The organism is Streptomyces sp. XY006, from assembly GCF_002237655.1.
GTDB classification, from domain to species: Bacteria; Actinomycetota; Actinomycetes; order Streptomycetales; family Streptomycetaceae; genus Streptomyces; species Streptomyces levis.
Genome location: NZ_NOKT01000042.1, coordinates 20627 through 46800 on the forward strand (window position 1 = coordinate 20627; position 26174 = coordinate 46800).

Annotated in this window: 22 protein-coding genes and 2 tRNA genes; 4 read left to right on the forward strand and 20 right to left on the reverse strand. The window is 72.9% G+C overall.

Annotation, left to right across the window (positions count from 1 at the left end; all coding sequences use genetic code 11):
• Positions 1 to 4: 4 nt before the first annotated feature.
• From CHR28_RS34300 to leuS, 5 genes are all read right to left on the reverse strand, one after another.
• On the reverse strand, positions 5 to 2584 hold the full coding sequence (locus CHR28_RS34300; RefSeq protein WP_094057629.1) for a ComEC/Rec2 family competence protein: 2580 nt from the start codon (positions 2582 to 2584) through the stop codon (positions 5 to 7).
• Positions 2581 to 3831 (reverse strand): ComEA family DNA-binding protein, encoded by a 1251-nt coding sequence (locus CHR28_RS34305; protein WP_094057654.1) that lies wholly within the window; start codon positions 3829 to 3831, stop codon positions 2581 to 2583. The genes CHR28_RS34300 and CHR28_RS34305 overlap by 4 nt, the downstream gene beginning before the upstream one ends.
• Before the next feature lie 191 nt (positions 3832 to 4022).
• Positions 4023 to 4868: a DegV family protein gene (locus CHR28_RS34310; RefSeq protein WP_094057630.1), complete on the reverse strand. Its 846-nt coding sequence runs from the start codon at positions 4866 to 4868 to the stop codon at positions 4023 to 4025.
• Positions 4869 to 4940: 72 nt separating this feature from the next.
• Entirely contained in the window at positions 4941 to 5687 is a 747-nt protein-coding gene (locus tag CHR28_RS34315) for a hypothetical protein (RefSeq protein ID WP_094057631.1), read from the reverse strand.
• A 138-nt stretch (positions 5688 to 5825) separates the two neighbouring features.
• Complete coding sequence (gene leuS / locus CHR28_RS34320; protein ID WP_094057632.1) at positions 5826 to 8699, reverse strand: leucine--tRNA ligase; 2874 nt, start codon at positions 8697 to 8699, stop codon at positions 5826 to 5828.
• A gap of 476 nt (positions 8700 to 9175) precedes the next feature.
• Between leuS and CHR28_RS34325 the strand changes: the two genes are divergently transcribed.
• Positions 9176 to 10432 carry a hypothetical protein gene (locus CHR28_RS34325; protein WP_094057655.1) on the forward strand — a complete coding sequence of 419 codons (1257 nt, stop codon included), beginning with the start codon at positions 9176 to 9178 and terminating at the stop codon, positions 10430 to 10432.
• The gene (locus CHR28_RS34330; protein WP_094057633.1) at positions 10429 to 12042 is read left to right on the forward strand and encodes an NADH-quinone oxidoreductase subunit NuoF family protein; all 1614 of its coding nucleotides are present in this window, start codon (positions 10429 to 10431) and stop codon (positions 12040 to 12042) included. Before CHR28_RS34325 ends, CHR28_RS34330 begins: the two co-directional genes overlap by 4 nt.
• 127 nt (positions 12043 to 12169) lie before the next feature.
• On the opposite strand, the gene CHR28_RS34335 is transcribed toward CHR28_RS34330, so the two are convergent.
• From CHR28_RS34335 to CHR28_RS37930, 10 genes are all read right to left on the reverse strand, one after another.
• A tRNA-Ala gene (locus CHR28_RS34335) sits at positions 12170 to 12242 on the reverse strand.
• A 118-nt stretch (positions 12243 to 12360) separates the two neighbouring features.
• Positions 12361 to 12594: a hypothetical protein gene (locus CHR28_RS34340; RefSeq protein WP_006136074.1), complete on the reverse strand. Its 234-nt coding sequence runs from the start codon at positions 12592 to 12594 to the stop codon at positions 12361 to 12363.
• A gap of 3 nt (positions 12595 to 12597) precedes the next feature.
• Positions 12598 to 12771 (reverse strand): hypothetical protein, encoded by a 174-nt coding sequence (locus CHR28_RS37390; protein WP_107473156.1) that lies wholly within the window; start codon positions 12769 to 12771, stop codon positions 12598 to 12600.
• 200 nt (positions 12772 to 12971) lie between these two features.
• A tRNA-Ala gene (locus CHR28_RS34345) sits at positions 12972 to 13044 on the reverse strand.
• 75 nt (positions 13045 to 13119) lie between these two features.
• On the reverse strand, positions 13120 to 13785 hold the full coding sequence (locus tag CHR28_RS34350) for a histidine phosphatase family protein (RefSeq protein WP_094057634.1): 666 nt from the start codon (positions 13783 to 13785) through the stop codon (positions 13120 to 13122).
• A complete protein-coding gene (gene rsfS / locus CHR28_RS34355) occupies positions 13782 to 14228 on the reverse strand; it encodes a ribosome silencing factor (RefSeq protein WP_094057635.1) in 447 nt (148 codons plus the stop codon). The genes CHR28_RS34350 and rsfS overlap by 4 nt, the downstream gene beginning before the upstream one ends.
• Positions 14229 to 14332: 104 nt before the next feature.
• On the reverse strand, positions 14333 to 16048 hold the full coding sequence (locus tag CHR28_RS34360) for an LCP family protein (protein ID WP_094057636.1): 1716 nt from the start codon (positions 16046 to 16048) through the stop codon (positions 14333 to 14335).
• 16 nt (positions 16049 to 16064) lie between these two features.
• The gene (gene nadD, locus CHR28_RS34365) at positions 16065 to 16808 is read right to left on the reverse strand and encodes a nicotinate-nucleotide adenylyltransferase (RefSeq protein WP_094057637.1); all 744 of its coding nucleotides are present in this window, start codon (positions 16806 to 16808) and stop codon (positions 16065 to 16067) included.
• Positions 16809 to 16893: 85 nt separating this feature from the next.
• Positions 16894 to 17058 (reverse strand): hypothetical protein, encoded by a 165-nt coding sequence (locus CHR28_RS37925; protein WP_094057638.1) that lies wholly within the window; start codon positions 17056 to 17058, stop codon positions 16894 to 16896.
• Between the two features lie 176 nt (positions 17059 to 17234).
• Positions 17235 to 17393 (reverse strand): hypothetical protein, encoded by a 159-nt coding sequence (locus tag CHR28_RS37930; RefSeq protein ID WP_094057639.1) that lies wholly within the window; start codon positions 17391 to 17393, stop codon positions 17235 to 17237.
• 125 nt (positions 17394 to 17518) lie between these two features.
• Here CHR28_RS37930 and CHR28_RS34380 point away from each other — a divergent pair, with 125 nt between their 5' ends.
• Positions 17519 to 18643 (forward strand): M48 family metallopeptidase, encoded by a 1125-nt coding sequence (locus CHR28_RS34380; RefSeq protein WP_094057640.1) that lies wholly within the window; start codon positions 17519 to 17521, stop codon positions 18641 to 18643.
• Between the two features lie 160 nt (positions 18644 to 18803).
• On the opposite strand, the gene CHR28_RS34385 is transcribed toward CHR28_RS34380, so the two are convergent.
• The 5 genes from CHR28_RS34385 to proB form a co-directional block, all read right to left on the reverse strand.
• The gene (locus CHR28_RS34385; protein ID WP_094057641.1) at positions 18804 to 19874 is read right to left on the reverse strand and encodes an SCO2583 family membrane protein; all 1071 of its coding nucleotides are present in this window, start codon (positions 19872 to 19874) and stop codon (positions 18804 to 18806) included.
• Between the two features lie 89 nt (positions 19875 to 19963).
• Complete coding sequence (locus tag CHR28_RS34390; protein WP_441351044.1) at positions 19964 to 20539, reverse strand: SCO2584 family spore wall biosynthesis protein; 576 nt, start codon at positions 20537 to 20539, stop codon at positions 19964 to 19966.
• Between the two features lie 172 nt (positions 20540 to 20711).
• The gene (locus tag CHR28_RS34395; protein WP_094057643.1) at positions 20712 to 21998 is read right to left on the reverse strand and encodes a glutamate-5-semialdehyde dehydrogenase; all 1287 of its coding nucleotides are present in this window, start codon (positions 21996 to 21998) and stop codon (positions 20712 to 20714) included.
• 84 nt (positions 21999 to 22082) lie between these two features.
• Positions 22083 to 22541, reverse strand: coding sequence for a hypothetical protein (locus tag CHR28_RS34400; protein WP_094057644.1), 459 nt, complete (start codon positions 22539 to 22541; stop codon positions 22083 to 22085).
• A 146-nt stretch (positions 22542 to 22687) separates the two neighbouring features.
• Positions 22688 to 23794, reverse strand: coding sequence for a glutamate 5-kinase (gene proB / locus CHR28_RS34405; RefSeq protein WP_094057645.1), 1107 nt, complete (start codon positions 23792 to 23794; stop codon positions 22688 to 22690).
• 332 nt (positions 23795 to 24126) lie between these two features.
• On the opposite strand from proB, the gene CHR28_RS34410 reads away from it, so the two are divergent.
• Positions 24127 to 26163 carry a hypothetical protein gene (locus CHR28_RS34410; RefSeq protein WP_179272664.1) on the forward strand — a complete coding sequence of 679 codons (2037 nt, stop codon included), beginning with the start codon at positions 24127 to 24129 and terminating at the stop codon, positions 26161 to 26163.
• The last annotated feature ends 11 nt before the right edge of the window (positions 26164 to 26174 follow it).

Sequence of the window (26174 nt, forward strand, 5' to 3'; positions counted from 1 at the left end):
GGCCTCAGTCTCGCGCCACCCTCAGTCCGCCGCCCTCTCCCATCACGGCCAGCGCGCCGCCCCGGTCCGTCCGCAGCACCGCCGCGCCTCCGGCACGCAGCGCCGCGAGCGTGCCCGGCGCCGGATGCCCGTACGGGTTGTCCTCACCGCAGCTGATGAGGGCCAGCCGCGGAGCCGCCCGGTGTATGAGCCCCGGGTCCTGGTAGGCCGAGCCGTGGTGCGCGACCTTCAGCACGTCCACGTCCCGCAGCGCCTCGGCGTCCGGCGATCTCGCCAGCGCCCGCTGGGCCGGGGGTTCGAGGTCCCCGAGGAGCAGCAGGCGCAGTCCGCCCGAGCGGACCAGCAGGGCGACACTGGCGTCGTTCGGGCCCTCCGGCACCGGGTGCGTCGGCAGCACCCCGGGGGGAGCGCCGGGTGGCGGGATCGGCGGCGGCCACACCACCTGCCAGGACAGCTCCCCCGCCCGCCGCTCCTCACCGGCCGCCGCCCGGGTCACGGGAACCCGCCGGGCCGCCGCCAGCCGCCGCACGAACGCGGCCTGGTCGGGGGGCTCTTCCAGGCCCGTCGTCTCGATCGCGCCCACCGCCCGTCCGCGCAGCACACCCGGCAGGCCGGCGACGTGGTCGGCGTGGAAGTGGGTGAGGACGACCAGCGGGATCCTGGTGATGCCGAGTGAGCGCAGGCAGTGGTCGACGCGCTGCGGATCGGGGCCCGCGTCGACCACCACCCCGGCGCCCTCGCCCGCCGCGAGCACCAGGGCGTCCCCCTGCCCCACGTCACACATCACCAGCCGCCAGCCCGGCGGGGGCCAGCCCGTGATCGTCCGGGTCAGCGGCGGCGGCTGCACCACGGCCAGCAGGAGCAGCACCCCGCAGGCCCCGCACCACCAGGGATGCCGAAGCAGCCGCCGGCCCAGAAGCACCACGAGCAGCGTCACGGCGCCGAGCAGTGCCGCGCCCGTCCAGCTGCCGGGCCAGTCCACGCCCGCGCCGGGCAGCGCCGCCCCGGTCCGGGCGACCCCCGCGATCCACTCCGCCGGCCACTGGGCGCACCACGCCAGGGCCTCGGCCACGGGCATCGCCGACGGGGCCGTGGCCAGCGCGGCGAAGCCCAGCACCGTCGCCGGCGCGACCGCGGCCTCCACGAGCAGGTTGCACGGCACCGCCACCAGGCTCACCCGCGCCGACAGCACGGCGACGACGGGCGCACACAGCGCCTGCGCGGCGGCAGCGGCACCCAGCGCCTCGGCGAGCCGGGGCGGCACCCCACGCCGTCGCAGCCCGGCGCTCCATCGCGGCGCGAGCGTCAGCAGGGCGCCGGTGGCCACGACGGAGAGCAGGAAACCGTAACTGCGCGCCAGCCGCGGGTCGTAGAGCACCAGCAGCAGGACCGCCGTCGCCAGCGCCGGGATCATCGACCTGCGGCGGCCGGTCGCGAGAGCCAGCAGCGCGACGGCCCCGCAGGCCGCGGCCCGCACCACGCTCGGATCCGGCCGGCACACCACGACGAACCCGAGCGAGAGCGCGCCCCCGAGCACCGCGGTGCCGCGCAGCGAGATGCCGAGGCGGGGCGCGAGGCCGCGCCGCTCGGCCTGCTGGGCCAGACCGGGCGGACCGAGCAGCAGGGCGAGCAGGATCGTGAAGTTCGCCCCGGACACGGCCAGCGTGTGGGTGAGGTCGGTCTCCTTGAAGGCCTCCTCCAGCTCCGGTGTGATCCGCGAGGTGTCCCCGACGACCAGCCCCGGCAACAACGCCCGGGCGTCCGCCGGCAGCCCGTCGGTCGCCTCCCGCAGCCCGGCGCGCAGCCGCCCGGCGAGCCGCTGCGCCCCGGAGGGCTCGCCCACCACCTCCGGTCCGGCCTCGCCCCGCACCCGCAGCACGGCCGCCACCCGGTCACCGCCCGCCATCGCCGGTGCCGCCCGCGCGTTCACGCGCAGCCGTGTCGAGGGCAGCAGCCCGAGCCATGCCGACGGCACCGACCCACCGGCGACCGTCCGCCCGGCCCGATCACCCCGCCCGGCCGGTCCCACGTCGACGATCAACAACACCGGCGTCCGCGTCACCGTCGCCGTCCCCGTTGCCGTCGCCGTCGCCGTCGCCGTCGAGGCGGCTCCCGCGCGGTGGACGCGCCGCACCTCGGCGTCGATCAGCACGGCGGCCGGAGCCAGACGATCGCCCTGAACGCGGGGACGGGTGAGCCGGGGGTCGGAGGTGAGCTCGACCTCGGCGGTCACCGTCGCGTACTCCCTGGCCAGCCCGGGCACAGGGCCCCGCCGCAGATCAGCCGCGTGCAGCCCGGCCGAGGCGGCGGCCGCCGCGACGCACAGCAGGACGGCGGCGGCCGACACCCGTGGCCATGACGCCGAGCCGCGCCGCCGAGTCAGAGCCAGGAGGGCGACGGCGAGGAGGCAGGCGATCACGATGCCCACGGCCCAGCCCGCCGACACCCCCGGTACCAGTGCCGCCGTGCCCCAGGCCGCGAGGGCCGGTGGGACGAGCCGCAGATCGGTGGGCCCCTCCTGCCGCGGCCGGGCGAGACCGAGCCGCGTGCCGGAAGCAACGTGCACGGCCGACCGTTCGCTCATGGCCGTACCAGGTTCCGCAGGTCGGCGAAGCGGCGGTCGCCGATGCCGTTCACCTCGCGCAGCTCGTCCACGGAACGGAATCCGCCGTGCTGCGTGCGGTAGTCGACGATGTGCTGCGCCAGCACGGGACCGACACCGGGCAGCGTGTCGAGCTGGTCGAGGGTGGCCGTGTTGAGTGAGACCGGAGCCCCTGCCATTGCCCCACCCGACGCCCCTCCCACCCCTCCCACGGAGCCCGTCGACCTCGCACTCCCCGCTCCTGCCCCTGCTCCCGCACCCGCTCCCACCCCCGCGAAGGGAGCCGCACCGCCGACGATCACCTGCTCCCCGTCCACGAGGAACCGCGCGCGGTTGAGGCCGTCGGTGTCCGTGCCGGGCTCCACCCCACCCGCCGCCTTCAGCGCGTCCGCCACCCGCGAGCCGGCAGGCAGTCGATGGATCCCGGGATCACGGACCTTGCCGCTGACGTCCACGACGATCTCGGCGCCTCCGGAAGCTCCAGCCGCCCCCGCCGCCCCAGCCGTCCCGACCGCCCCCGCCGCTCCGGCCGCACCCGCCGCACCGCCGGCCTTCGCCGACCCGGCCACCGCCGCTCCCGGCCCCGCCTCGGCCCGACCGCCCTGCCCCGGCTCCTCCCCGTACTGTGCCGCCGCACGCACCACCTCGGGCGGCCGCACGGACTGGGTCCGGCCCGCCCAGAAGTGCTGCACGGCGAAGGCCGCGGCCACGACGAGCACCACCGTCAGGGCGACCACACTCCGCCGCTCCAGCCCGCACCTCGTCTGCAACCACAGCGGCATACGCTCCCGAAGGGCGAGCCCGGCCCGCTCCCGCCAGTCCCCCTGCCCAGGCAGCCCCTGTCCAGACGAGCCCTCCCCAGGCGCAACCTGCCCGTGCAGCCCCTCCCCCAGCAGGTCCTCCCCAGGCAGCCCCCGCCCACGCGGATCCTCCCCAGCCCGCGCCTCCCCAGGCGGCCCCTGCCCCGACTCCCGCCGCTCCCCGGCCCGTTCGCCTTCCCATTCCCCCGCCGGTGCCCCCATATCGGCCCGCCTCAGCGGCTCGGCGTGTTCCCCGAACAACGCCTCTGCCCGACGGCGGAGCTCCTCCGCGGACGGGTGACGGTGCCGGGCGGTCCGGCCACGTGCCACAGACCGGGGCCGGCGGTGACGGACGCGCCCGTCGGACGCGGGGCCACGGCCCGGTCCACTGGTCGCGGTCGCTGTGCGTGAACGTGATCGAAGTGCCATGCGCCGAGGATCGGACATCCCGGCCCACCCGCGATGATCATGGCCAATTCCCGGGGACAACCGCCCGCTTGTGGACAACCCCGCCACTCACACGAGTGAGACGAGCCCCACCCCACCCCAGCCCACCACAGACCCCAGCCCACCACAGACCCCAGCCCACCTCAGACCCCGGCCCACCCCACCGCAAACGTTCACCGAGGCGAAACCACAACCCCCAGCAACCCCGGCCCCGTGTGCGCCCCGATCACCGCCCCGACCTCACTGACATGCAGATCGGCCAGCCCGGACAACCGCCCCCGCAGCCGGTCGGCGAGGGCCGACGCCCGGTCCGGGGCGGCGAGATGGTGGACGGCGACATCGACCTGCGCACCGCCGGCCCGGTCGGCGGCGATCTCCTCCAGCCGGGCGATCGCCTTCGACGCGGTCCGCACCTTCTCCAGCGGTTCGATGCGGCCGTCGGCCAGCTGCAGCAGCGGCTTCACCGCGAGCGCGGAGCCCAACAGGGCCTGGGCGGCGCCGATCCGGCCGCCGCGGCGCAGATAGTCGAGGGTGTCCACGTAGAAGTAGGCGGATGTGCCCGCGGCCCGCTTCTCCGCCGCGGTGACGGCCTCGTCCACCGTGCCGCCCGCCTCGGCGGTCTCCGCCGCGGCAAGCGCGCAGAAACCGAGAGCCATCGCGATCATGCCCGTGTCCACGACCCGCACCGGCACGGGCGCCTGCCGGGCGGCGACCACGGCCGCGTCGTACGTGCCGGAGAGCTCGGCGGAGAGATGGAGGGAGACGATGCCGGTGGCGCCGGACTCGGCCACCCTGCGATAGGTCTCCTCGAAGACCGCGGGGGCGGGCCGCGAGGTCGTCACCGGCCGGCGCTTCTGCAAAGCCTGGGCGAGGGCGCGCGTGGAGATCTCCGTGCCCTCCTGAAGCGCCCGGTCGCCGAGCACCACCGTCAGCGGGACCGCCGAGATGCCATGGCGCTCCATCGTCCGGGCCGGCAGGTAGGCCGTTGAATCGGTGACGATCGCGACATGGCGGGACATGAGCTGGAGGTTACCTGCCGTAGTGCCCGTGTGGCAGCCCGGGCCCCGCGCCCTGCCGCACGCGTGGCCGGATCAAGTGGTGCTCTCGGGGCGGGGCTTCTTCTGCCAGGGGTAGGTGGGACGGGCTGCCGGCGGGGTGATGGCCGGCCGCTCCGGCTCCTGCGCCGGGCTCGACCGCGGGGTCTCCGGCCAGGTCTGCCCGGCCGTGGTGGCGTCCGCGGCGGGTGCCTCGGGCCACGGCTTCGAGGCGGGCGCCGAGGCGGACGGGGAGTCCGAGGTCGTCCAGTGCCGCAGGGCGCCGGCCTCCACGTCGATCTGCGCGCTCAGCGTGTCCAGGTCGTCGTCGGCGAAACGGCGGGCGCGGTCGCGGGCGGCCCAGCGCAGCGCGTCGGCGGACTGGATGATGCGCTCGGTGCGCTCGCGCAGGTCGGGCAGCCGCTCGGTGAGAGCACCGCGGTTCGGCTCGGACTCCAGGCGCTTCAGCTCGTCGTCCAGCTCGTGGCCGTGCGCGCTGAGCCGCTCGAAGAGGCCCACGGACTCCTTCATGGAGGCGTCCTCGGCGGCGGCCGCCTGCAGCGCGTCCTGCGTGGCGCGCATCGAGGTGCGCAGCCTCAGCCGCAGCTGGGCGAGTTCACCCGCGGCGCCGGGCTGGGCGAAGGACTTGGCCCGCAGGGTGTGGTCCTCGACCGTGCGCCGCGCCTGGGTGATGCCGCGGTCCACACCGCGCTTGGCCGCGCCGACCACCTTGACGGTCGCGTAGGCGCCGAGCACCACGAAGAGCACGACGAGCAGAGCGAATACTGCGATCACTGCTTCCACCGGCTCCTCCTCAGGGCGTCCGAACCCACCTCGTGTCGCTCTCCACGGTAAACGCAACAGGCAGGCCCGGAGTTCCAGAAAAACCCCGAACCTGCCCGTAGGGGACCACCCCGAGAGTGGTCCCCCGGTGCCTCGCGGCTACGCCGGGACGATGTTCACCAGCTTCGGCGCCCGCACGATCACCTTGCGGATCCCGGCCCCGCCCAGCGCGGCGACGACCTTCTCGTCGGCCAGGGCGACCTTCTCCAGCTCGTCCTCGGAGATCGACGGCGAGACCTCCAGCCGCGCCTTGACCTTGCCCTTGATCTGCACGACGCAGGTCACGGTCTCGTCGACCACGTACGCCGGGTCGGCGACCGGGAAGTCCTGGTGGACGACCGAGTCGGTGTGCCCCAGCTTGTGCCACAGCTCCTCGGCGATGTGCGGGGCCAGCGGCGCGACCATCAGCACCAGCGGCTCGGCCACGGAGCGCGGCACGGGCCCGCCCACCTTGGTCAGGTGGTTGTTCAGCTCGGTGACCTTGGCGATGGCGGTGTTGAACCGCATGCCCTCCAGGTCCCCGCGCACCCCGTCGATCGCCTTGTGCAGGGCGCGCAGCGTGTCCTCGTCGGGCTCGGCGTCGACGACGGTGACCTCGCCGGTCGCCTCGTCGACGATGTTGCGCCACAGCCGCTGCAGCAGCCGGAACTGGCCCACCACCGCGCGCGTGTCCCACGGCCGGGAGACGTCCAGCGGGCCCATGGCCATCTCGTACAGACGCAGCGTGTCGGCGCCGTACTCGGCGCAGATCTCGTCCGGAGTGACCGCGTTCTTCAGGGACTTGCCCATCTTGCCCAGCAGCCGGGAGACCTTCTCGCCCTGGTACCAGTACGCGCCGTCGCGCTCCTCGACCTCGGCGGCCGGCACGGCGATGCCGCGGCTGTCGCGGTAGACGTAGGCCTGGATCATGCCCTGGTTGAACAGCTTGTGGAACGGCTCCGCGGAGGAGACGTGCCCCAGGTCGTACAGCACCTTGGACCAGAAGCGGGCGTACAGCAGGTGCAGCACGGCGTGCTCGGCGCCGCCGACGTACAGGTCGACACCGCCGTGCGGCATGCCCTCGCGCGGGCCCATCCAGTACTGCTCGATCTCGGGGTCGACCAGCTTCTCGCTGTTGTGCGGGTCCAGGTAGCGCAGCTCGTACCAGCAGGAACCGGCCCAGTTGGGCATGGTGTTGGTCTCGCGGCGGTACTTCTTCGGCCCGTCGCCCAGGTCCAGCGTGACGTTGACCCAGTCCTCGTTGCGGGACAGCGGCGTCTCGGGCTGGGTGTCGGCGTCGTCCGGGTCGAAGGTGCGGGGGCTGTAGTCCTCGACCTCGGGCAGCTCCAGCGGCAGCATCGACTCGGGCAGCGCGTGGGCGATGCCGTCCTCGTCGTAGACGATCGGGAAGGGCTCGCCCCAGTAGCGCTGGCGGCTGAACAGCCAGTCGCGCAGCCGGAAGTTGACGGTGCCCTCGCCGACGCCCTCGGCCTCCAGCCACTCGGTGATGCGGGCCTTGGCCTCGACGACGCCCAGGCCGTCCAGGGACACGCCGGTGCCGGTGGAGTTCACGATCTTCGCGTCGTAGGAGGCGAAGGCGTCGTCCCACTCGGACGGGTCGGTGCCGCGGCCGTCGGTCGGCTCGACCACGCAGCGGATCGGCAGCTCGAAGGCGCGGGCGAAGGCGAAGTCGCGCGTGTCGTGGGCCGGGACGGCCATGATCGCGCCGGTGCCGTAGCCCATCAGCACGTAGTCGGCGATGAAGACCGGGACCTGCTCGCCGTTGACCGGGTTGGTCGCGTAGGCGCCGACGAAGACGCCGGTCTTGTCCTTGGCCTCGGCCTGGCGCTCGACGTCGGACTTGGACGCGGCCTGCGCGCGGTACGCGGCGACGGCCTCGGCCGGGGTCGCGTAGCCGCCGGTCCACACCTCGTGGGTGCCCTCGGGCCAGGCGGCCGGGGTGAACTTCTCGACCAGCGGGTGCTCGGGCGCCAGCACCATGTAGGTGGCGCCGAACAGGGTGTCCGGCCGGGTGGTGAAGACGGTGATGCGCTCGCCGTCGATGGGGAAGTCGACGCGGGCGCCCTCGGAGCGGCCGATCCAGTTGCGCTGCTGCAGCTTGATGGCCTCGGGCCAGTCCAGCGCGTCCAGGTCCTCCAGCAGCCGGTCGGCGTAGGCGGTGATGCGCATGTTCCACTGGCGCAGCTTGGCCTTGAAGACCGGGAAGTTGCCGCGCTCGGAGCGGCCGTCGGCGGTGACCTCCTCGTTGGCCAGCACGGTGCCCAGTCCGGGACACCAGTTGACCGGCGCGTCGGAGGCGTAGGCCAGCCGGAACTCGCCCAGGACGTCGGCCTTCTCGGCGGCGCTCAGCTCGCTCCACGCGCGCGTGTGGCCGGGGACGGGCCGCTCACCGGACTCGAACTGCGCGACCAGCTCGTCGATCGGGCGGGCCCGCCGGGCGTCGTGGTCGTACCAGGAGTTGAAGATCTGCAGGAAGATCCACTGGGTCCACTTGTAGTACTCAGGGTCGATCGTGGCGAACGACCGGCGCTTGTCGTGGCCCAGGCCCAGCCGGCGCAGCTGGGCCTTCATGTTCTCCATGTTGGCTTCGGTGGACACGCGCGGGTGGGTGCCGGTCTGCACCGCGTACTGCTCGGCGGGCAGGCCGAAGGCGTCGAAGCCCAGGGTGTGCAGGACGTTGTGGCCGGTCATCCGCTGGAAGCGGGCGAAGACGTCCGTGGCGATGTAGCCCAGGGGGTGGCCGACGTGCAGGCCCGCGCCCGAGGGGTACGGGAACATGTCCATGATGAACTTCTTGGGCCGGGCGACGGTCTCCGGGTCGCCCGCCAGGTCACCCTTGGGGTTGGGCGCGGCGTAGGTGCCGTCCGCGTCCCAGAAGTCCTGCCAGCGTGCTTCGATCTCGGCAGCCGTCGCGGCCGTGTAGCGGTGCGGCGCTGCCACCTCGGAGGTGGCAGCGGGGTTCGTCTCGCTCATGATCCTCAAAGCTCCATCGATCGTCTCTGCCTGCGGCTGTGTCGTCGAGAAACGAAAAATCCCCTCGCACAGGAGGGGACGCCGCGCCGATTCCGGCCACTCGACTCGTCCGGTGGCCGGGACTGATCAGCGCGGCCCGCTAAGCAGAAGGCGTACGGCACGCATGGCGTTAGGGTACCGCAGGCCCCCAGCGCGCCGCGACGCGCTTCGGACGGGCCCTCGACGCTCGATCCCACACTCGAAAAGCTGAACCAAGGTCAAGGGTTACTTCGCGTAACAGTAGCTAAGGGACATCGCAACAAGCGCATTGTCCTTTGATAACAACGCAATAACTCAAACCTCGTACCCATCGGTATGGCTCCGCTTAGAGTGCGGCAGCGGGACCGCTTTCCCGAACCGCTCGGAGTTGCCCCCATGAACCCTCATCGCAGTACCCCCTCACTCCCCCCGGTCGCCGGGATGTGGGGTGGCAGGTCGTGAACCCCAACGACTCCACGGCAGACGACTCCTTCGCCGAGTTCCTCAACTTCGGCGCGGGCGTGCTGTCCCTCGTGTGCCTGACCTGCTCGGTGATCTGGGGTCTGGTCGCCCAGGACCGGATCCTGCTCGACGCGCGCCGGCGCATCCTGGCGCAGGCCGTGCACCGGACCACGGCCGTCGCCTCGATCGCCTTCCTCCTGGTGCACATCGGCGTGAAGCTGGCGCTGTCCCACACGTCGTGGATCGCCGCGGTGATCCCCTTCGGGCTGTTCCTCACCGACGAGGAGATCGTCGCGGGCAGGTCGTTCCTGATCGGCCTGGGCACCCTGGCAGGCATGCTCATGATCTTCGTGGGCGTCACCGGCGTGCTGCGCAACCGCTTCGCCTCCCCCGCGCCGGTCGCCGCCCGCTGGCGCGCCATGCACATGCTGGCCTACCCGGCCTGGTGCGCCGCCCTCGTGCACGGCCTCTACGCGGGTCGCGCGGCCAAGCCGATCTTCGTCATCCTGTACTGCCTCTCCCTGCTCGGCGTGGCCGCGGCCCTCGCCCTGCGCGCCGCTCCGCGCCCGGTCAAGCGCAAGGTCGCCGACAAGGTCGCCGCGTTCATCGGCCCCGGCGAGGGCCAGAGCCGCCGTGACCTGGAGGAGAGCCGGGCCCGGGCCGGCTCCGCGCTGCCCGGCTACGAGGGCCGCAAGGGCCGCGCGGGAGCGGCGGCGACCGCGTCCGCCCCGCGGTACGAGCCGGCCGAGCGCCCCTCGCCCCAGGAGTCCGCGAACGGCTTCGCCGCGGCCTACCGGGCCGTCTCGGGCCCGCCGCGCGACCAGGCCTACGCGCCGGGGCCGACCACCAGCATGGAACTGCCGCTGGACCTGCAGCCGACCGAGACCATCCCCACCGTGGACGGCCCCTCCAGCACCTCCGGCAGCTGGCCGATCCCGTCCCCGCCCCCGGTCGGCGAGGCCCCGCCGTCGGCCTACGACCCGCTCCAGGACACGGGCTTCAACATCCCGCCCTACGACCCCCTGCGGGACACGGGACAAAGCATCCCGGCCTATGGCAATCCAGGCGCCTCCGGGTACGGATCGAGTGATGTGTACGACACGGGTGAGACGAATGCCGTCCAGGACACGTACTACCCGAACGACACGTACAACAGCGGTCCCGCCACTGAAACACTGCCCGGTGCGTCCTACGACTTCGACGCACCGGGATCGGGCGAACCTTGGAACACGCCTTCCGGAGGCTTTAAGTGAACGAGGCCCTGCCCGACGTACCCGAAGTCCGCGTGGTCGGTCTTCCCCAGCTCACGTCGGGCTTCGACCTTGTCGATCGGCTCGATCTGCCCATGCACCTCAAGGTGCACGGGCCGCTCGAGCCGATGGGCGGCGAGCAGCTCGCGCAACTCGCCGAACGCATCAACCTCAAGGGCCGCGGCGGCGCGGGCTTCCCCTTCCACAAGAAGCTGCGCTCGGTCGCCGAGGCGGCGATCAAGCGCGGCGTCCGGCCGGTCGTCGTCGTCAACGGCAGTGAGGACGAACCGGCCTGCCGCAAGGACACGGTGCTGATCAACCGCGCCCCGCATCTCATCCTGGACGGCGCGCTGCTGTGCGCCGAGGCCCTGGGTGCCCGCACGCTCGTGGTGGGGGTCACCCGGGAGTCGACCCAGCGCTCCATGGAGGCCGCGCTCGCCGAGCGCGGCCTCAGCAACGGCCGCCGGTCGGCCCTGCGCGCCCGCGTGCAGCGCAACCCGGTCCGGATGGTCACCGGCGCGGCCGCGTCGCTGATCCGCTCGATCGACGGCGGCCCGGCCGTGCCGCCCGGCCGCAAGGTCAGCGCCTCGCAGAACGGCGTCGGCGGCGCGCCCACCCTGCTGTCCAACGCCGAGACCTTCGCCCAGCTGGCCATCGCCGCCCGCATCGGCCCGGAGCGCTACGGCAACACCGGCCTGTACGACGAGCCGGGCACGGTCATGCTCACGGTCTCCGGTGCGGTCGCCCGCCCCATGGTGATCGAGGTCCCCACGGGCGTGCCGCTGCGCTACGTCCTGCAGCTGGCCGGCGCCCCGCCGGTGCCGCAGGGCGTGCTCACCGGCGGCTACCACGGCAAGTGGATCGACGCCGCGACGGTGAACGAGGCGATCGTCTCCCGCAACTCCCTGGACGCGGTGGGCGGTTCCCTCGGCGCCGGGGCCATCCTGCCGATCAGTCAGGACACCTGCCCGCTGGGCGAGTCGCTGCGGGTCGCCCAGTGGCTGGCCGAGGAGAGCGCGGGCCAGTGCGGCCCCTGCTACCTCGGCCTGCCGGCCGCCGCGCGCGGCATGGAGGACATCCTCAACGGCGGCGGACCGGCCGCCCTGGAGGCGCTCAAGCAGGTCGCCAAGAACGTGAAGCGGCGCGGCGCCTGCTCCCACCCGGACGGCTCCGCGATGTTCCTGGAGTCGACCATCAAGGCGTTCACGGACGACCTGGCCGCCCATGTCCTCGGCAACGGCTGCGGACGGCGCGTGGAGGGCGTTCTGCCGCTCTTCGAGGGAGGCAGGGCCCCGACGGGCATCCCGGGCGGCGGCGAGTCCGAGGAGGACGGCCCGAGCCGTCAGAAGATCTACGTCGACTGGACGCTCTGCCGGGGCCACGGCCTGTGCGCGGACATCCTCCCCGAGGTGTTCCAGCTGGGCGCCGACGGCTTCCCGACCGTGGCCCAGGCGCAGGTGCCGCGGTACGCCGAGGCCAAGGCTCTACGCGCGGTGCGTCGCTGCCCGGCGCTGGCCCTGCGCATCGAGGAGGACACCCGCGGGCAAGGCGCGCCGTCGCGCAACCTCCCGGTGCTCTCCCAGGGCCGCGGCCGCCGCGCCCTCGGCCGCTAGGCGCACACACGGCGTACGGCGGGCTTCCCTGCGGGGAGGCCCGCCGTACGCGTACCCGCGCCGGACGAGACGGGTACGACAAGAAGGCGGGCCATCCGGATCGGATGGCCCGCCTTCTCATCTGCTGTGGAGCTAAGGAGAATTGAACTCCTGACCTCCTGCATGCCATGCAGGCGCTCTACCAACTGAGCTATAGCCCCTTGCGGTGTTGCCTTCGGGTTTTTCCCGGCGGCGACGCCAACTTTACTGGTCCTGCGGGCCCAACACCAAATCGGTTTCCTGGTGCCCGATATGACCGATTTGCCCCTCCTTCTCGTCTCAGGCCGTCACGAACGAGTAGAACCGCTTGAGCGTGCAGTGCTCCTCCAGAAGCCGGCCGTAGATCGGCTCGCCCTCCAGCTCGCGGTACGTCTCGATCGGGTCGCCTTTTATGATCAGCGCCCGCGCGCACTCCTCGCACCAGTACTGGTAGTCGGGATTGATCGGCTCCATGTCGCGGACGATCGGAGTCCCGCTGCCGCACCAGTCGCACTTCCGCCTGTGTGCACCCATCGATCAGCTCCAGCTGTGGCCGCAGGCCGTGCACACGTAGGAGATCCCGCCGTTGTCGCCGAGCATCTGGGCCACGTGCGCGGATCCGCAGGAAGGGCAGCTGAGGCGGGTGGACAGGTCCCGTGTCAACGCTGCTCCGAGGAGGTGGTCGACCTCCTCGAGGATGCTCGCAGGCATCGGTGCTCCTCCCGTCGGGCCGCGCCCCCTTCCGGCCGTTTGATTCTGCCACGGCCGGGCCAATACGGTCAGCGACGCCTCAGTACCAGTCCGGACACGGCAGTCGTCGCGACCGTAGAGGTATACGCCTCGACGGGGCCGAGTGACTCAACAGCGGGCACGAAAAATCCCGCCCCCTGGACGGGAACGGGATCTTGACGTGGAGCTAAGGAGAATTGAACTCCTGACCTCCTGCATGCCATGCAGGCGCTCTACCAACTGAGCTATAGCCCCTCTTGTTCCTTCCCGGCGGGCCGGGCGAACAAGAAGAACTTTAGCCTGCGACCTGCCGGAAAGTGAAATCCGGGGTCAGTCGTCGTCGCCCAGCACCGGTTCCGGCAGCGTGCCGGCGTTGTGCTCCAGCAGCCGCCAGCCGCGGGCGCCTTCGCCGAGCACGGACCAGCAGCAGTTGGAGAGTCCGCCGAGGCTCTCCCAGTTGTGCGGCTGCAGGCCGAGGAGCCGGCCGATGGTGGTGCGGATGGTGCCGCCGTGGCTGACCACGACGAGCGTGCCGTCCTCGGGGAGCTTGTCGGCGTGCCGGAGGACCACGGGGGCGGCGCGGTCGGCCACCTCGGTCTCCAGTTCGCCACCGCCGCGGCGCACGGGCTCGCCGCGCTTCCAGGCGGCGTACTCCTCGCCGTGCCGGGCGATGATCTCCTCGTGCGTCAGGCCCTGCCAGACGCCCGCGTAGGTCTCGCGCAGGGCCTCGTCGTGGGTGACCTCCAGGCCGGTGAGGGCGGCGAGCTCGGCGGCCGTGCGCGCGGCCCGCCGCAGGTCGGAGGCGACGATCGCGTCCGGCTTCAGGGACACGAGCAGCCGGGCGGCGCGGCGCGCCTGGGCGACACCGGTCTCGGTGAGCTCGACGTCCGTGGTGCCCTGGAAGCGGCGCTCCACGTTCCACGAGGTCTGGCCGTGCCGCCACAGGATGATGCGGCGGCCGCGGCCCGGCGTGGCGGCCTCGCCGGCGGCGCTCACCGCCAGTCTCCGTCCAGCTCCGCCGCCTCCTCGGCCGCCTGCAGCTTGGCGTGTTCCTCGGCCTTGCCGCGCGTGGCCTTGGCGTCCTCGGGCAGGTCGAGCTCGGGGCAGTCCTTCCACAGCCGCTCCAGGGCGTAGAAGACGCGCTCCTCGCTGTGCTGGACGTGGACGACGATGTCGACGTAGTCGAGCAGGATCCAGCGGGCGTCGCGGTCGCCCTCGCGGCGCACGGGCTTCGCGCCGAGCTCCTTCTGGAGGCGCTCCTCGATCTCGTCGACGATCGACTTGACCTGGCGGTCGTTGGGCGCGGAGGCCAGCAGGAAGGCGTCCGTGATGGACAGCACGTCGCTGACGTCGTAGGCGACGATGTCGTGCGCCAGCTTGTCGGCGGCCGCCTGGGCGGCGGTGGTGATGAGCTCCTGGGAGCGGTCGGTCACGGTCACTACAAGGCTTTCGGTCGGCGGTCGTTTGTCCTCAAGGGTCTCACGGACCGCCGTGCGCCCCCCACGCGATTACGGGGATCACGTGGGGGGCGGGCGCGCGCCGCCTAGCCGGCCGAGGGCTTGAAGTCCTGGCCGAGGACCACCGCGACGTCGGCGCTCGCCGAGATCCTGCCCCGGGCGACGGAGCTCTCGGGCAGTCCGAGCGTCTTGGCCACCTCGATGGCGTTCGTCTTGCCGGCGGCGTCGGCGTAGACGACCTTCGAGGTGGAGCCGGCCGCCGCCGTGCCGCCCTCCAGGAACGTGAAGCCGCCGTTGAGGAGCACCACGCGGGCCTTCTCGGTGTTGTCCTGGACGCCGGTGGCGTTCTGGACGGAGACGCTGACGGCGGCGTCCTTGTCGGGGCTCTTGGCGGTGCCGCCGAGGACGTTGCGGACGATGCCGGCGCCGGTCTGGGCGCTGAGCGTGCCGTCGCTCCGCACCGGCAGCAGGTCCGTGCGGTAGTCGCCGCCCTTGGCGAGGTCGGCGAGCCCGGCGAGGAAGGTGCCGAGGTCCTTGTCCGTCAGGGACGGGTCGAGGATCTGCGCCAGGGTCTGGACGGTGGTGGTCGCGGCCCCCGGGTCGGAGGACATCTTGCGCAGCACGCCCTGCATGACCTGCCCGAACCGCTCCAGCTGGGCGTTCTGGGCCTCGCCGGGGGCGCGGTAGGTGGCGTAGGCGACGGCCATCTTGCCGCTGAGCGTCTGGTCCCGGCCCTTGTTGACCAGGGGCGCCTCGCCCTTCTTCTTGGCCGCGGGGTCGGGGACGTCGGTGTTGGTGTCGACGTCGATGTTGCCGACGAGGTCGACGAGGTTCTGCAGGTAGGGGGTGTCCAGGCGCCAGGTGCCCTGGATGTCGGTGCCGAGGACCGTGTCGAGCGCGGCGCGGGTGCCGTCGGAGCCGTCGTCCTCGACCGACTTGGCGAGGGTCGTCGTGGTGCCGTCGTCGCTGGTCAGGGCGAGCGAGTTGGGCAGCAGGACGGTGGTGCCCCGCTTGGTCGTGGTGTTGTCGACGAGGAGGGCCGTGGCCGTGCCGTCGCCCTTGGTGTCGTGCAGGTGGACGACGATGACGTCCCGCTTCTGGGCGCCGGCCGCCGTCGCCGTGCCCGTCGCGGAGTCGTCGGAGGACAGGCCGGGCAGCTTCCCCGCGTACCAGAGGTAGCCGACGCCGCCGGCCGCGACGAGCGCCAGGACGACGGCCAGGGCGACGATCCGGCTGCGGGCGCGGCGCCGGGCCTCCTCGCGGCGCTCGGTGCGGTTCTCGGTGAACTTCAGCCAGTCGATGACGTCTTCGGAGTTGTCGTCCGGTTCCTCGACGAAGGCGAACTGCTCGGTGTGGTACTCCCGGTCGGCGTGCTCCGGGCCGGTGTCCGGCTCCCGGCCGGTGTCCTGCTCCCTGCCCGCGGGACCGGCCTGCTGCGGGATGTGCGCGGTCTGCCCAGCGGCACGCGCCTGCCCGTAGGGGTCCTGGTGGGCGCCCTGCGCCGGGCCGCCCTGGTGGGTCCCGGAGGCGTACGGGTCGTAGCCGTACGGCGCGGCGGACTGCTGCTGTCCCGCGCCGTAGTCGTACGCGGGCGGCTGCTGCTGCCCGCCCGTGGCGTAGGGGTCGTAGCCGTAGCCCTGCTGGTGCTGCTGGTGCTGCTGGGCGTACGGGTCGTAGGTCTGCTGCTGGGTCTGCTGGGGCCGGACCTGCCGGTAGACCGGCTGTCCGTACTCGTCGTAGCCGACGAGCTCGTACTGGTCGGCGCCGTAGCCCGCGGCCCCCGCGTCGTATCGGTCGTTCACCGGTGCCCCTCTCGGCTCACTCGCCGCGGTACAGCTCGCGCTTGTCGATATAGCGCACGACTCCGTCCGGCACCAGGTACCAGATGGGGTCGCCCTTGGCGACTCTCGCACGGCAGTCGGTCGAGGAGATGGCCAGGGCGGGAACCTCCACGAGAGAGACACCGCCCTCGGGCAGTCCCGCGTCGTCCAGGTGGTGGCCCGGCCGGGTGGCGCCGATGAAGTGCGCGAGGGAGAACAGCTCCTCGCTGTCGCGCCAGGTCAGGATCTGGGCGAGGGCGTCGGCGCCGGTGATGAAGAACAGGTCCGTGTCCGGGTTGAGCGCGCGCAGGTCGCGCAGGGTGTCCACGGTGTAGGTGGGGCCGCCGCGGTCGATGTCGATGCGGCTCACGGAGAACTGCGGGTTCTCGGCGGTCGCGATGACCGTCATCAGATAGCGGTCCTCGGCCGGGGAGACGCTGCGGTGGCTCTTCTGCCAGGGCTGGCCGGTCGGCACGAAGACCACCTCGTCGAGGTGGAACGCCGCGGCGACCTCGCTCGCGGCCACCAGGTGCCCGTGGTGGATCGGGTCGAAGGTGCCGCCCATGACGCCCAGGCGGCGCTTGCCCGGCTGCGCCGGGCTCTTGCCGGGGCCGTCGATCTGGCGGGTCGCCGTGGCGGCACGGCGGGGCGCCGAGTGTCGCTCGGTGCCGCTCGCCGTGTCCGGTGCCGGGTCGTGCGGCGTCTCGTTCGCCGGACCGGTAGGCATGTCCTGCTCTCCCATGCGTGCAGACCCTACCGGCCCTGCCTGAGGGCTCCGGCCGCCCCCGTGGTCCCCTGGGCACTCCGCGCGGGGTGCCCTGCCGGGCTCAGCGGTCGCGGTTGAAGCGGGTGGTGATCCACAGCAGGAGCAGCAGGATGAAGAGGGCGGCGCCACCGGTGAGGTAGGGGCTGAGGCTCTCGTGGTTTCCGCCGTGCTCCTCGCCCTCGGCGGCGAGGGTGACCAACTGGGCAGCGGTGCTGTGGAAGCTCATCTTCGGCAGGACCTATCGCGTGTGGGCGGGTTAAAGACGTCGGCTCATCGTAAGCGGGCGCCTCGGCCGCGATCACCCCGACTCCGCCTGTTGGTGCGCGTGAGTCCCGCGGCCCGCGACCGCCTGCCCGCGCCGGCCCGGTCCCGGGGGCCCGGCGGGGGAACCTTCGCGCCGCCTCAGTCGTCCTTCCGTCTGTAGCCGCGCAGCAGGAACCACGCGGTCACCGCACAGCCCACGATCATCACGAGCAGAACGATCCGGAGGATCCCCGGCCCCCCTTGCCGGTCGGCGGCGCTCGCGGCCTCGGCGAGCCAGGCGGCGGGGTGGTGCTCCATGACGGTGGTTCCTCTCGCTGTACTGCCCGACCACCGTAACTCCGCCTAGGCTGGGCTCAGCCTCGGGGAAGCAAAGGGCCGCACAAGGGGCCGCAAAGGTCATCCAGACGCACATGGGGGAAGACATGTCCGACGGCCACGACCAGGACGGGCACGAGCACGTGCCGAGCCGGCAGCGCAGGCGCTTCCCCGGGATCTCCTCGCGGACGTACGAGCACCCGGCCGACCGCTCCGCCCTGGTGGCGCTGCGCAAGCTGAGCGGTTTCGACACGGTGTTCAAGGCGCTCAGCGGCCTGCTCCCCGAGCGCAGTCTGCGGCTGCTGTTCCTGTCCGACTCGGTGCGGGTCTCCGACCAGCAGTTCTCGCACCTGAACGTGATGCTGCGCGACGCCTGCTACATCCTGGACCTGGAGAAGGTCCCGCCGATGTACGTGAACCAGGACCCGCAGCCCAACGCGATGTGCATCGGCCTGGACGAGCCGATCATCGTCGTGACGACGGGCCTGGTCGAGCTGCTCGACGAGGAGGAGATGCGGGCGGTCGTCGGCCACGAGGTGGGGCACGCGCTGTCCGGCCACTCGGTCTACCGGACCATCCTGCTGTTCCTGACCAGCCTCGCGGTCCGGGTGGCCTGGATCCCGCTGGGCAACCTCGCGATCATGGCGATCGTCACGGGGCTGCGGGAGTGGTTCCGCAAGTCGGAGCTGTCGGCGGACCGGGCGGGGCTGCTGGTCGGGCAGGATCTCCAGGCGTCCATGCGGGGCCTGATGAAGATCGCGGGCGGCAACCACCTGCACGAGATGAACGTGGACGCGTTCCTCGCCCAGGCCGAGGAGTACGAGGCCGGCGGCGATCTGCGCGACTCCGTGCTGAAGATCCTGAACGTGCTGCCGCGCACCCACCCGTTCACGACCGTCCGGGCGGCCGAGCTGAAGAAGTGGGCCGAGTCGCGGGACTACCAGCGCATCATGGACGGCCACTACCCGCGGCGCGACGAGGACAAGGACACCTCGGTCCGGGACTCCTGGCGCGAGTCGGCGAACCACTACAGCACGCACGTGAAGAGTTCGAAGGACCCGCTGATGAAGCTGGTCACGGACCTGGCCGGCGGCGCCGGCGACCTCGGCGACCGGGTGCGCCGGGGCTTCGGGGGCTTCACGGCCTCCTCCCCCAGGCCGCCCGGGGGTCCGCAGTCGCCGGGCTCGTCGGACACTCCGGGAGACGACGGAACACCGCGCGACGACCGCTGAGCCACCTCGCCCGCCCAGGGCCCGCCCAGGGTCCGCCAGGTCCGCCCAGGGCTCCCACGTGGCCCGCGAGGACGCGCCGGAGCCCTGCGGATCGGCGGTGCGGTATCCCGTGGGCCCGCCGGAGCCCTGCGGATCGCCGGTATCCCGTGGAAGCCGGCGCTCACACCTTCGGCAGTGCGCTCGTCGCCAGGGAGCCGCACAGGGCCGTGGCGCTGCCCGTCGCGTAGGGGTCTGTGCCGGCCGGGCCGCCCTCCTTGGCCGTCTGGCCGGCGAGCAGGGGCCGGAGGTGGTGCGTGGAGTCCTCGGCGCAGGACAGCGGGCCCGCCTGCACGTAGGAGACGACCAGCTGGGCCTGGTGCAGGCGCAGGTCGTCGCGGTCGAAGCGGAACTGCAGCTCGCGCCGGACGGTGAACAGGGACGCCTCGGCCTTGTCCCCGGCCCCGGCGGGCCGCAGCGCGTACACGAACGTGTGATCGGCCGTGACCTCCAGCGTCGACGCGTCCGTCTCGGCGGCCTGGAGCGTGCCCTGGACGCGCACCCGGCGGTCGGCCAGTTCGGCCCGGGAGGGGTCGAAGCGGACGAGCCAGCCGGTGGGCGCGTGGCGTCCGTCCGCGGTGGGGCGGGCGAAGCTCTGGTCGAACTGGTCCAGCTGGTCGGGGTCGAGCAGCACCCGCACGGCGCGGATCTCGCCGCCCGTGATCACCTCCGGGTCGAGGGCGGAGCGCACGACGTAGTCCTTGGCCGTGGACAGGGCGGTCACGACCTGGCTGTCCGAGAAGTGCGCGGTACGCCGCGAGGCGGGCAGGGGCACGCCCTCCGCGCCGGTCTTGAACTGCGCGGCGGGGCTGTGCGCGTACAGGTACGCCGTGTCGGCCGCGCCGGGCACCCCGCCCTCGGGGACGAGCGGGATGACGGTCATCCGCAGCGGCTCGACCGGCTCCCGGGCAGCGGGGGTCTGGTAGGGGTGCCGCACGCCCATGTAGATCGCGGTGCCGAAGGCGATGGCGATCAGCAGGACCAGGACCAGCGCCTGCCGGGACAGGCCGCGGCGCAGGGGCGGGCGGCGGCGCACGGCGGGCGCGTGGTCGACCATGCGCTCCTGCGCGGAGAACTCCTGAAGGCGGGCAGCACGGACGAACGACTCGTCGAAGACGACGGATCGGTACTCGTCCTCACCACCTCCGGGAGCGCCCTCGGGTGCCCCCTCAGGTGGGTCTCCAGGCCTGCCCATATCTTCAGGGTAGGTCGCCGCGAGCCCGGGTAAACGCCGGGCTGCTCCACAAGTTTTGACAGGTCCTCACCAGGAGGGGCGGCTTCCGGTCAGGGGGTGCGCGGAATCACCGAGACGGCCGGCTGGGAGTAGTCGGCGGAAGCGGAGGGGGCCACCCCGCCGCCCTGTTCCAGCCCGGTCGAGGCGGGCGGCGGCACGGGGCCCTCGCGGTTCGAGGACGCCCCGCGGTAGACCGCCGTGAAGGCGAGCGCGACCATGCCGATCCCCATCACGAGGGCGAGCAGCCAGGCGACCGGGCGGTGCCAGCGCACCTGTTTGGAGTACGGCCCCGTGTCGCCGTAGTGGTCCTCCAGCAGGTCGGGCTCGTCCAAATCGTCGAGGTCCGGGTCACGGCCGAGACCGGGGCCGTCCGGGCCGTACCCGTCGTCGTACCGCTCGCCTCTGAGGTGGGCGCGGCGGGCCGCCTCCGCCTCGGAGGCCTCGGCTCTCGCCTGCGCGGCGGCCAGGAGGCGCTCCACGGCGGTCGGCTCGTGCACCACGGCCGCGCGTACGAAGGCCTCGTCGAAGACCACGGAGGCGAACTCTTCGTCCGACACCCCGCGGTCGTGGTCGTCGTCGGGCTCGCGGCCGTCCGGAAACGGCGTGCCCCCCACGTCCTCCGGCACGGATCCAGAGTAGACCTGGGGGGTCAATTTGGGCAGACGGTATGGAAATTCATCCGCCGGTCGAGACGGCTTCCACAGCACCGCGCACGGCGCGCGACCGGGGCGGTGAGCCCCTGCCGCACGCGCCTGCGCCATCCCGCCGTTCGGGTGTCCCGGGCTCGCCGGCGTCCGGTCAGCGGCGGACGTGCCCGTCGCCGGTGACGATGTACTTCGTGCTGGTCAGCTCCGGCAGGCCCATGGGGCCGCGGGCGTGCAGCTTCTGCGTGGAGATGCCGATCTCCGCGCCGAAGCCGAACTGGCCGCCGTCGGTGAAGCGCGTGGAGGCGTTGACCGCGACGGTGGTGGAGTCGACCAGCTGGGTGAAGCGGCGGGCCGCCTGCTGGGAGGTCGTCACGATGGCCTCGGTGTGGCCGGACGTCCACAGCCGGATGTGCTCGACGGCCTTGTCCAGGGAGTCGACCACGGCGGCGGCGATGTCGTACGACAGGTACTCGGTCTCCCAGTCCTCGGCCGTCGCCTCGACGACGGTGGCCTTGGAGTCCTTGGCGTAGGCCTGCACGCGCTCGTCGGCGTGGACGGTGACCCCGGCCTCCGCGAGGGCGTCCAGGGCGCGCGGCAGGAACGCGGCGGCGATGTCCTGGTGGACCAGGAGGGTCTCGGCTGCGTTGCAGACGCCGACCCGCTGGGCCTTGGAGTTGATCAGGATCTCGACGGCCATGTCCAGGTCGGCCTGGGCGTCGACGTAGACGTGGCAGTTGCCGGTGCCGGTCTCGATGACCGGGACGACCGACTCCTGGACGACCGTGTTGATCAGGGAGGCGCCGCCGCGCGGGATGAGTACGTCGACCAGGCCCCGGGCGCGCATCAGCTCGCGGACGCTGTCGCGGCTCTCGCCGGGGACGAGCTGGACGGCGTCGGCGGGCAGCCCGGCCCCGCCCACGGCGTCGCGCAGGACGCGCACCAGAGCGGTGTTCGACCGGTACGCCGAGGAGGAGCCGCGCAGCAGGACGGCGTTGCCGGACTTCAGGCAGAGGGCGGCGGCGTCGACGGTGACGTTGGGCCGGCCCTCGTAGATGATGCCGACGACGCCGAGCGGCACGCGGACCTGGCGCAGGTCGATGCCGTTGGGCAGCGTGGAGCCGCGGACGACCTCGCCGACCGGGTCGGGCAGGGCGGCGACGTCGCGCACGTCGGAGGCGATGGCGCGGACCCGCTCGGGGGTGAGCGTGAGCCGGTCGATCATGCCGTCGCTGAGGCCGGCCTCGCGGGCCTTGGCGACGTCCTGGGCGTTGGCCTCGACGATCTCGCTCGTGCGGACCTCCAGCGCGTCCGCGATGGCGAGCAGCGCGTCGTCCTTGTCGGCCCGCGGCAGCGGCGCGAGGCTCGCGGCGGCGGCCTTGGCGCGGTAGGCGGCCTCGGTGACCGGGGACATGGAGTCGTACGGCGAGAGCGTGGTCATGAGGGAAGGGTAGTGCGCCGGGCGAGGGTGTTCCTCGCGCGTTCCACACCCCGAGACACCTCGCGAGACTCCCCCGGACCCGGGTCAGAACGGGTGAACCCCGACGGGCGAGGCCGGGGGCGGCCCGTACCCCTCGGCGATGCGCTGGTGGTAGGTCGCGCGGTCGATGACCTCCAGGCCGACGATCTCCCAGGGCGGCAGTCCGGCGGTCTGCCGGTGCTCGCCCCACAGCCGCAGGGCGACGGCGGCCGCGTCGTGCAGGTCGCGGGCCTCCTCCCAGTAGCGGATCTCCGCGTGGTCGACGGCGTAGCGGCTGGTCAGCAGGAAGGGGTGGTCGTGAGCGAGCTGCTCCAGGGCGCGTCTGACCTCGGGGAGCGGGGCCTCCTTGCCGGAGACGCTGAGGGTGACGTGCCACAGGCGCGGGAGGTCCGCGGGTTCCTCGCCCTCGAACCGGTCTCCGTCCGCCACACTGGCCAGGGCGCGCTCCTCACCGGCCGCGCGGGAGCCGGTACCACCACGGGACGCCGGCGTCCCAGGGCGCACTCGTCTCACGACGGCCTCCTTCGCTCAGTGGCGCTGTGTGTGGCGCTGCTGCGGAACAGTTCCCTGGGACAAAGTTGAGCAGGCCGCAAGGGCTCGTGTGGCGGTTTTGCGGAACGTCCACCACCGGGGGCGGATGTTTCGACACATTACGGGTGCAGAACCACCAGGTCGTCCCTGTGTACGACCTCCCGTTCGTACGCGGGTCCGAGATCGCGGGCAAGTTCCCGGGTGGAGCGGCCGATCAGCCGCGGGATCTCCCTGGCGTCGAAGTTGACCAGCCCGCGGGCCACCGCGTGCCCGGCGCTGTCCCGCAGCTCGACGGGGTCGCCGGCGGTGAAGTCGCCCTCGACGGCGGCGATGCCGGCCGGCAGCAGCGACTTGCGGCGCTCCACGACGGCCTGGACGGCTCCGTCGTCGAGGGTGAGGGCGCCCTGCGGGGTGGAGGCGTGCTGGAGCCACAGCAGCCGGTCGGCGGAGCGCCGGCCGGTGGGGTGGAAGAAGGTGCCGGTGTCCTGGCCGGTCAGGGCGTCGGCGGCGTGCACGGCGCTGGTGAGGACGACGGGGACGCCGGCGGCGGCCGCGATCCGGGCGGCCTCGACCTTGGTGACCATGCCGCCGGTGCCGACGCCGGCCTTGCCCGCGCTGCCGATCTCGACGTGGGCGAGGTCGGACGGGTCGCGCACCTCGCCGATGCGGGAGGTGCCGGGCTTGGCGGGGTCCCCGTCGTAGACGCCGTCCACGTCGGAGAGCAGGACCAGCAGGTCGGCGTGGACGAGGTGGGCGACCAGGGCGGCGAGACGGTCGTTGTCGCCGAAGCGGATCTCGTCCGTGGCGACGGTGTCGTTCTCGTTGACGATCGGGAAGGCGCCCATCGCGAGCAGCTTGTCGAGGGTGCGCGAGGCGTTGCGGTGGTGGGCGCGGCGGCTCATGTCGTCGGAGGTGAGCAGCACCTGGCCGACGCGGACGCCGTAGCGGGCGAAGGAGGCGGTGTAGCGGGCGACCAGCAGGCCCTGGCCGACGCTGGCGGCGGCCTGCTGGCGGGCCAGGTCCTTGGGGCGGCGGCGCAGGCCGAGCGGTGCGAGACCGGCGGCGATGGCGCCCGAGGAGACCAGGACGATCTCGCGCTCCCCGCCGCTGCGGATCTTGGCGAGCACGTCGACCAGCGCGTCCACGCGGTCCGCGTCCAGGCCGCCCGAGGCGGTGGTCAGCGAGGAGGACCCGACCTTGACGACGATCCTGCGGGCCTCGCCCACGGCCTGCCTTGCCCCTGCCACGTCGCCGTCCGTCCCCTCGCTGCGTTCCGGTCCCTCAACCGGAAATCTACGGGACGCGCGGGTACGCCGCCGAGCCGGTCCACGCTACGGACGGTGCGGGCGGGGTCACCCGGTGGACGCGGCGGTCGCGGCTTCTTTCTTCATGTGACCCGCCCCCACGACAGGAACGCGATATTCCGCTACCGTCCCACCGCGCGACGGGGCGCAGTCGCCCTCCTCGGCCCGAGGACACGCGCGTGTCGTCCGGTGGTCGCCGCGCGTTAACCCGTACGGCCGACCTGCGCCGAACCGACGCTCCTGGAGTGACCGCAGTGCCCGTACCTCTTCCCCGCCCGCCGGCCCTTCTGAAGGGGCTGGTCACCGTCGTCCTGGCCGCCGCGTTCGCCGCCCAGGCGGTCGCGGCGCTGCTGCCCCACGTCCCGCTGCTGCTCGTGGCGACCGCCGTGTCCCTGGCCGTCGAGGGCGTCCTGTACCGCTGGCAGCGCGGTGTGCTGGCGCTGTTCGCCAAGTCGCACGCGGACATCACCGTGCGCCACGTCCTGCGGGACCTGCTGCTGGTCGTGGCGCTGCTGCGGATCGGCGAGCAGGACCGGGAGACGGTGTACGCCCCGCTGGTGGGCGCGCTGCTCGCCTTCTACGCCCTGCACTGCGCGATCCAGGCGGGGTCCGTGCTGGTGCGCCGCACCCGCACGCTGCCGGTGGTGACCCGCAACATCGACGCCTCGGCGCTGCGGCTGTCCCCGGCCCCGGCCCTGCTGCTGCGCCGCCCCGGGCTGCGGCTGCTGGTGTTCGGCCTGCCGGCGACGGCCGGGCTGCTGGCCGGCGCGGCGGGCGACCGGCCGGTGCTCGCCGCCGCGGGCATCGCGCTGTCCCTGCTGCTCGCCCTGGCCGGGCTGGGCGCGCTGCTGCTGCGGCTGCTGCCGGGGCGCCGGCCGGCCGACGAGCAGCGGGTGCTGGAGTGGTTCGACGCGTGGCTGGCCTCCTACCGGCCCACGGTCGGCCTGTACTTCTCCGGCGGCGTCTCCTCGGCCTACCAGGCGAACATGTGGCTGGAGCCGCTCGCCGGGGTGGACGGCCGTCCGGTCATCGTGCTGCGCGAGCGGTTCATGGTGCAGAGGATCGCGGCAACGGACATCCCGATCGTGTGCCTGCCGAAGGTGTCCACGCTGATGCGCCTGGAGCACTCCACGCTCCAGGTCCTCATCCACCCCTCGAACTCCGGCAAGACCTCCCAGGTGCTGCGCATCCCCACGATCAAGCACACCTTCGTCAACCACGGCGAGAGCGACAAGCTGTCCTCGTGCAACCCGTACGCGAAGGCGTACGACGAGGTGTGGGTGGCCGGTCCCGCCGCCCGCGAGCGGTACGCGCTGGCCGAGGTCGGTGTCGAGGACAAGGACGTGGTGGAGACGGGCCGCCCGCAGCTGGACGGAGTGCTGCCCTACGCGGGTCCGCCGGCCGGGGCGTACACGACCGTGCTGTACGCGCCGACCTGGGAGGGCTGGGACGGCAACCCCGGCAACACCTCGGTGATCGCGGCCGGCGAGAACCTGGTGCGGGCGCTGCTCGCCGACCCGGGCGTGCGGGTGCTGTACAAGCCGCATCCGCTGACGGGGTCGGTGGACCCGCGCGCGGGCGCGGCCGACCTGCGCATCCGGGAGCTGATCCGGGCGGCGAACCGGGAGCGGGCGGTGGCGCGGCCCCCGGCCGGGGCGGAACTGGCGCGCCGCACCGCCGAGCTGGACCGGCTCACCACGGCCGACTTCCGGTCCGGGGCCGACACGGTGGAGCGCATGCTGGTGCAGTCGGCGCCCGAGCCGGGCCGCGCGCAGGCGGTGGCGCGGGCGACCGCCGCCTGGGAGGAGGCCTACTGGGCCTCGCTGCCGGAGGGCGAGCACCAGGTCATCACGGACGCCCGGCCCGCGCTGTACTCCTGCTTCAACGTCGCCGACCTGCTGATCAGTGACGTCTCCAGCGTGATCAGCGACTTCCTGGCCAGCGAGAAGCCGTACGCGGTGGCCAACACCAGCGGGCTGCCCGAGGACGCCTTCCGCGTGGCGTTCCCGACGGTGGCGGCGGCGACCGTGCTGACGCCGGACGCGGCCGGGGTGCCGGAGCTGCTGGAGTCGGTGCGGCACCCGGAGAAGGACGAACTGGCCGAGGCGCGGGCCGAGCTGAAGCTGCGGCTGCTCGGTCCGGCCGAGCCGTCGTCGCAGGAGCGCTTCAACCAGGCCGTGCGGGCGCTGTGCGCGAGGGCCCGGGACCACCGGGCGCGGGTGGCGGAGCGGCTGGCCGCCGAGCTGCCCGGCCAGCGCACGGAAACGGCGGTCCCGACCGCACCGCGCTGACCGACGGGACC

What these genes read in the sequence shown, in the direction of transcription:
- CHR28_RS34300 (WP_094057629.1), bottom strand. Translation starts at nt 2,584, where the DNA reads ATGAGCGAACGGTCGGCCGTGCACGTTGCTTCCGGCACGCGGCTCGGT.
- CHR28_RS34305 (WP_094057654.1), bottom strand. Translation starts at nt 3,831, where the DNA reads ATGGCACTTCGATCACGTTCACGCACAGCGACCGCGACCAGTGGACCG.
- CHR28_RS34310 (WP_094057630.1), bottom strand. Translation starts at nt 4,868, where the DNA reads ATGTCCCGCCATGTCGCGATCGTCACCGATTCAACGGCCTACCTGCCG.
- leuS (WP_094057632.1), bottom strand. Translation starts at nt 8,699, where the DNA reads ATGAGCGAGACGAACCCCGCTGCCACCTCCGAGGTGGCAGCGCCGCAC.
- CHR28_RS34340 (WP_006136074.1), bottom strand. Translation starts at nt 12,594, where the DNA reads ATGGGTGCACACAGGCGGAAGTGCGACTGGTGCGGCAGCGGGACTCCG.
- CHR28_RS37390 (WP_107473156.1), bottom strand. Translation starts at nt 12,771, where the DNA reads ATGCCTGCGAGCATCCTCGAGGAGGTCGACCACCTCCTCGGAGCAGCG.
- nadD (WP_094057637.1), bottom strand. Translation starts at nt 16,808, where the DNA reads ATGGGAGAGCAGGACATGCCTACCGGTCCGGCGAACGAGACGCCGCAC.
- CHR28_RS37925 (WP_094057638.1), bottom strand. Translation starts at nt 17,058, where the DNA reads ATGAGCTTCCACAGCACCGCTGCCCAGTTGGTCACCCTCGCCGCCGAG.
- CHR28_RS37930 (WP_094057639.1), bottom strand. Translation starts at nt 17,393, where the DNA reads ATGGAGCACCACCCCGCCGCCTGGCTCGCCGAGGCCGCGAGCGCCGCC.
- CHR28_RS34380 (WP_094057640.1), top strand. Translation starts at nt 17,519, where the DNA reads ATGTCCGACGGCCACGACCAGGACGGGCACGAGCACGTGCCGAGCCGG.
- CHR28_RS34385 (WP_094057641.1), bottom strand. Translation starts at nt 19,874, where the DNA reads ATGGGCAGGCCTGGAGACCCACCTGAGGGGGCACCCGAGGGCGCTCCC.
- CHR28_RS34395 (WP_094057643.1), bottom strand. Translation starts at nt 21,998, where the DNA reads ATGACCACGCTCTCGCCGTACGACTCCATGTCCCCGGTCACCGAGGCC.